The sequence below is a fragment of the Phenylobacterium conjunctum genome (genome assembly GCF_042679085.1).
Taxonomy (GTDB): domain Bacteria; phylum Pseudomonadota; class Alphaproteobacteria; order Caulobacterales; family Caulobacteraceae; genus Phenylobacterium; species Phenylobacterium conjunctum.
The window spans coordinates 1-4,734 of sequence record NZ_JBHTLQ010000102.1 but is presented as its reverse complement, the minus strand read 5'-3'; the positions used below and the strand labels follow the sequence as shown (position 1 = coordinate 4,734).

General features: G+C 67.7%; 8 protein-coding genes and 1 pseudogene. 5 read left to right on the top strand and 4 right to left on the bottom strand.

Translation table 11 applies throughout. The features are described from left to right. Nucleotides 1–54: 54 nt before the first annotated feature. Together ACFQ27_RS20580 and ACFQ27_RS20575 are read right to left on the bottom strand one after the other, a co-directional pair. Complete coding sequence (locus ACFQ27_RS20580) at nucleotides 55–390, bottom strand: hypothetical protein (RefSeq protein ID WP_041374510.1); 336 nt, start codon at nucleotides 388–390, stop codon at nucleotides 55–57. A gap of 149 nt (nucleotides 391–539) precedes the next feature. After that, a complete protein-coding gene (locus ACFQ27_RS20575) occupies nucleotides 540–1,184 on the bottom strand; it encodes a cation transporter (protein ID WP_148217047.1) in 645 nt (214 codons plus the stop codon). 140 nt (nucleotides 1,185–1,324) lie between these two features. Between ACFQ27_RS20575 and ACFQ27_RS20570 the strand changes: the two genes are divergently transcribed. The 3 genes and pseudogenes from ACFQ27_RS20570 to ACFQ27_RS20560 form a co-directional block, all read left to right on the top strand. Continuing rightward, complete coding sequence (locus ACFQ27_RS20570; RefSeq protein WP_012520475.1) at nucleotides 1,325–1,762, top strand: MerR family transcriptional regulator; 438 nt, start codon at nucleotides 1,325–1,327, stop codon at nucleotides 1,760–1,762. Nucleotides 1,763–1,849: 87 nt separating this feature from the next. After that, nucleotides 1,850–2,041, top strand: coding sequence for a hypothetical protein (locus ACFQ27_RS20565; protein ID WP_148217046.1), 192 nt, complete (start codon nucleotides 1,850–1,852; stop codon nucleotides 2,039–2,041). A gap of 18 nt (nucleotides 2,042–2,059) precedes the next feature. Then, nucleotides 2,060–2,197 (top strand): annotated as a pseudogene (locus tag ACFQ27_RS20560) (hypothetical protein); the annotation flags it as partial. Between the two features lie 83 nt (nucleotides 2,198–2,280). On the opposite strand, the gene ACFQ27_RS20555 reads toward ACFQ27_RS20560, so the two are convergent. Next, entirely contained in the window at nucleotides 2,281–2,436 is a 156-nt protein-coding gene (locus ACFQ27_RS20555; RefSeq protein ID WP_377354885.1) for a hypothetical protein, read from the bottom strand. After that, nucleotides 2,433–2,870: a helix-turn-helix domain-containing protein gene (locus ACFQ27_RS20550; protein WP_012520472.1), complete on the bottom strand. Its 438-nt coding sequence runs from the start codon at nucleotides 2,868–2,870 to the stop codon at nucleotides 2,433–2,435. The genes ACFQ27_RS20555 and ACFQ27_RS20550 overlap by 4 nt, the downstream gene beginning before the upstream one ends. A 226-nt stretch (nucleotides 2,871–3,096) precedes the next feature. Here ACFQ27_RS20550 and ACFQ27_RS20545 point away from each other — a divergent pair, with 226 nt between their 5' ends. Both ACFQ27_RS20545 and ACFQ27_RS20540 read left to right on the top strand, forming a co-directional pair. Beyond that, a complete protein-coding gene (locus ACFQ27_RS20545) occupies nucleotides 3,097–3,423 on the top strand; it encodes a helix-turn-helix transcriptional regulator (RefSeq protein ID WP_187149121.1) in 327 nt (108 codons plus the stop codon). Between the two features lie 32 nt (nucleotides 3,424–3,455). Then, nucleotides 3,456–4,574, top strand: coding sequence for a hypothetical protein (locus ACFQ27_RS20540; RefSeq protein ID WP_236611933.1), 1,119 nt, complete (start codon nucleotides 3,456–3,458; stop codon nucleotides 4,572–4,574). The last annotated feature ends 160 nt before the right edge of the window (nucleotides 4,575–4,734 follow it).

The following is a 4,734-nucleotide window of genomic DNA, read 5'->3' as shown; positions in this document are numbered from 1 at the left end:
TCCCCGATGATCCAGATGCAAGGCGTCAGGCGCCGAACGGCGCCGAGGTCCGCATCAGGCTCGGGGGGGCCGCTCCAAGCGCGACGGGCGCGTCACCTGCGCCCACTGATCGTCCAGCACAGGCCATCCCGCTCGCACCACGGGTACGAGAACCGGCGCCGCCGCCGTCGAAGGCATCGCGAAGGCATGCGCAGCGCAATGGCCCGTGCAGACCATGGCGAAGAGGAGCTTCTTGGGCGCTTCTTGCTTCGACGGCGCGTCGGTGATCTTGAGCGCCTCGACGGCGGCCGGCGCTGCGCCCAGTTCGACCGTCTCGTGCGCGGCCGCGCCCGAAACGATCGTCGTCAGGCACAGCGCAAAGGCAAGCGCCCAGGCCAATGCTAGGCGCATCCACTGATCCTGTCGGACTGGCCGGCCGCGAACGGCTGAGCGCGTCTGCCGCCTGACCACGCGCGGCGCATCCCCCGCCGAAAGGTGGGGGGTTGGCGCGCTTGCCCAGAAGGCTTCGCAGCGGATCGCCGTCCCGATCATCATGGTCTCTATACCGGGCCCACTGCGGAAGGGGAATGTGTTATAGTATCACCCTGCCCGCCGCGGCCTTCGGGCTTGGACTCACGCAGGGCTTGCGCGGTGATCTGCCAAGCCGAGCGCAGGAAGACGGCTGCAAGCAGCACGCCGACAGCAAGGTCCGGCCAACGCGAGCCGGTCAGCGCGACGACCAGCCCGGTCGCCGCGACGGCGACGCACTGGATCAGGTCGTTCCGGGTGCAGAGCCAGACCGAGCGCACGTTCGCGTCGCCCTGGCGGTATCGCACCAACAGCAGGGCCGCCACGAGGTTGGCCGCGGCGCCGAAGAGGCCCAGTCCAGTGATCGCCCCTGCGTCGGGCATTGCGCCCGTCAGGGCGCGCCACACGGCGAAGCCGAGGATCGCCAGCGCCATCACCGCCAAGCTGCCGCCTTTGAAGAGCGCGGCGGCGGCCCGGACCTGCGCGCTCTTGCCGATGGCCCAGAGGCTCAGGGCGTAGGTGCCCGCATCGGCGGCGAAGTCGAGGGTGTTCGCCGCCAGCGCCGCGGAACCCGCCAGCAGAGCGCCCACGGCCACGACGCCGAACCCGATCAGGTTGATCGCGATCACGCAAGCCAGGACCCGCCGATAGGCCGGCGACGCGCCGTCGAAGACCATGGTAGCGCCGCAGCACCCGGCGGAGCCGGCGGCCTGGAGTTGAGCAGGGCCTGAGGAACAGGAGGACATTTCGCCAGCCTGCATCCTCTAGTAGGTAGAGGATCAAGTGCTTATTTGGGCGCCAGGTTTCGGAGCTGACGATGTCGATGATGCCGATCGGTGGCTTGGCGAAGGCCACGGGGGTCAAGGTCCCGACCATCCGGTTCTACGAAGGGATCGGGCTACTTCCCGATCCGGTGCGGACGGCGAACGACCGGCGCGTGTACGACCAGGCGACGGTGGACCGGCTGGGCTTCATCAAGCACGCGCGCCAACTGGGTTTTTCGGTCGAGGCCATCCGCGACCTCTTGGACCTTTCGGATCATCCCAACCGCTCGTGTGAACAGGCAAATGTCCTGGCCGCACAGCAGCTCGAGGCCGTTACGGTGAAGATCCGGCAGCTGCAGGCGCTGCGGGCCGAACTGAAGCGGATGGTGGACTCCGCCTGCCGTGGGCAGGCGGCCGACTGCCGGGTCATCGAGGTGCTCAGTGACCACGCCCTCTGCAAGCACCATGAACCCGATGCCCCGCGGTCCTAGTCCCCTCATCGTCGAGGAGGTCTGCCGCGACGTCGCAAGCCAAGGCCAAGTCACAGCCTCCTGCCGATCGCGATGTCAGCCTTGTCGATGAGCGCCTGTGACCGCTCCACTGTCAACGGGACGCCCGAGGCTCTTGACCACGCCCGCATCGCGCGCATCGACCCCGACCATGGGACTTCGGTCGGCCCCATTCTCTCGGAATTCGGCAGCGAAGCCGGAGAGGACGAGATCGTCGCCGTCGATCCCGTCCGCCTGACGATCGCCATACGACACCACTAGCTCACCGCCTCCGACTGGCCGGCCATGGTCATGACCTTCCGCGCGCGGCGGACACTGGTCGACGAAGCCCGCGTTGGGCGGCGCGTCTCGTTCCGCGTTGTCGTACGCGACGGCGCTGGCGAAATCGTCGACTTCGCCCCGGCCGCAGACCGCTGAAGCGGCGGTCCTACGCCGAGCCCGAAGCGTCGGCATAGCCGGCTCCAGGACGGGGGGCGCCCTGAAGTGTCGGTTTGCGGCGATCAACGGGGCTTGATCGAGGCGGCCGAGGCGGCCGAGGCGGCGGTGCTGGCCCAGAGCGTCCAATCACGCCTATCGTCGGGAAAGAGCCCGAACGCGGCCACTATCAGGCCGACGAAGACGATCGGCGCGATAAGAAGGGCGTCGCGCCAGGTCATTGGGCGGCCTCACGGTCATTGTCCGGCGCCTGGGCCTGGTCGTTCGCCGCGATCGCCGGCGCGAGCTCGGCGAGCCCTTTGCGGATGCTGCGCCGGCGGATGCTTAGAAAGGCTTCGGCCAGCTGCGGACCGTTGGGCTCGGCGAGCAGCTCTTCGACGACGCCGGTGAAGGCTTGGGCGTATTGCCGTCCCGTCGGCGTGGCCGGGTCATCCAAGCCCTCGAAAAAATAGGTGATCGGGACCTCGAGGAGCTTGGCGATCGCGTAAAGCTTGGAGGCGCTGATGCGGTTTGCGCCGCGCTCGTATTTCTGGATCTGCTGAAAGGTCAGCCCCAGACGATCTGCAAGCCAGGCTTGGCTGACGCCAAGTTCCCTGCGCCGCAGGCGCACACGTCGGCCGACATGAACGTCAACCGGGTTCGGTGCGTCGATCATTTGTCTCGCGCCTCCTCAACACTGCTCACGCGGTCGCGCTGGACAGCTTTGCTCCAAGTACACTTCGGCGCTCAAGAGACTGCACGTCCCCAGGGTGATTGCCGAGGCGATTAACACGCGGAGGTAAGCGAAAGGCAAACTTTAAGTCATTCCACCATCACTACCGGTCGCTCATCGCCGGGCGCTCATAATGATTGGCTCTCCCCGCGAGTCGTGGGGAGAGATTGTGAGGCTTCAGAAGTCGGTCGGACGCGCCATCCGCATGCACCGGGAACGCGTGGGCCTCACCCAGGCGGCGCTCGCGGAGGCGGTCGGTCTCACCGAGCAATATATCGGGGTGGTCGAGCGGGGCGCCCGCGCGCCGAGCTTCAGGACCTTGGAAGCCCTCGCGCGCACGCTGAAGACGCCGGTGCGAGATTTCTTCCCTCACCCGTTGGCGCAGGAAGAGGCCGACGAGGCGCTCTCGGACGTGATCGGTCTTCTTGCGCCGCTGACGGCCGAGGAACGCGCCCGGGCGCTCAAGGTCCTGCAATCGATGCTCAGCCGGGGCTAGGCTCGCGTCCGGCGCCGGCTCGGAGAGGATTGTTGGTATCGATCAATCGCCAGTGGTGGGAGCACCTGGCCCCGAAGGTCATGCATCGCCGCGTACGCGAGCTGGAGGCGCTGCTGCAGAGCTGGACGCGTTCGAACTACGGGGCCCATTGGCTGGCGTCCGCTCGGCGTGAAGACGGTCTTGTGCGCGTGAAACCAGGGCAGTTCATCCCCGTGGCGCATGTGATCGCCCTGCCGGGGCGCCCGATGTTCGTGGCGCCGCAGGAGCGGCTGCGGCAAGGACATCGGATGGTGGGAAGCTCCGCCATGGCTTCGGGCCGGCCGCTCGAAGACGGCGAACTGGCGCTGCGGCCGCAGATCCGGGTGGACGTCGTCGAGGACCAGGCGCTCCTGACGGCCGCGGCGATGGGCCAGACCTCCGGTCGCGTCGCCGGCGTCAAGGAGCCCGCCACGCTCTTCTCGACGCCGGCGACCTTGCTGCTGGCGCCGAAGACCTGGCCGAAGAAGGCCTATGTGCTCTACCAGCACATCTTCGGCGACGGCGGTTCCTATCCCGACGACGGCTATTTCTACGTCGGCGTCACCACCCGCACCTGGCAGGCGCGCTGGGCCGAGCATCGCAGGGCGATGGAGACCGGCAGTCCCCTGCTCTTCCATCGCAAGCTGCGCGAGGAACTGGCCGCGGGGCGGGTCACCTACATCCATCATAAGGTCATGGGGATCACCGAGGACCTGGAGCAGCTGTACGCCAGCGAAGAGTACCTGGTCGGCGGGCATTGGGAGGACGAGCGGCGGCTGAACATGATCCCCGGCGGCAAATCCGGCCTGAGATACCTGCGGGAGAACGGGATGCTGTCCGAGCGGTTGGTCCCCCTGCCGGACGAACGGGACCGCATCGTCGCCGAGTGGCTGAAGGCGCACCCGCGCAAGGGCCTGCCGGCGCCGTGGGTGTCGGAGAAGTGGAAGGACGACGCCTGGGCCGTGGCGCAAATCTGCGGGCGGGACGGCCGGCTTTCCGTCGAGCAGGTCCGCGCGATCCGCGAGCTGGCGGAAGGCCATTCGGCCGAGGAGATCGCACTGCGCATCGGGGCTCAGAATACGGATCAAGTGCAGCGGGTGTTGGACGGCAAGACCTATACGCGGGTTACGTAGCCAGAAGGGTAGAGGGGGAAGTTTCCCCTGAGCCGGAGCCGGCCGGGCGTCTCCGTCTACCCCTTCTGCGGGGGGCGCCCCCCCAGGCTGTGCAAAAACCGATGGCGAGCGGCGCCGGCCGCGTCGCCGTCGCTTACGCGGCGTACAGCGCGTGGATCAG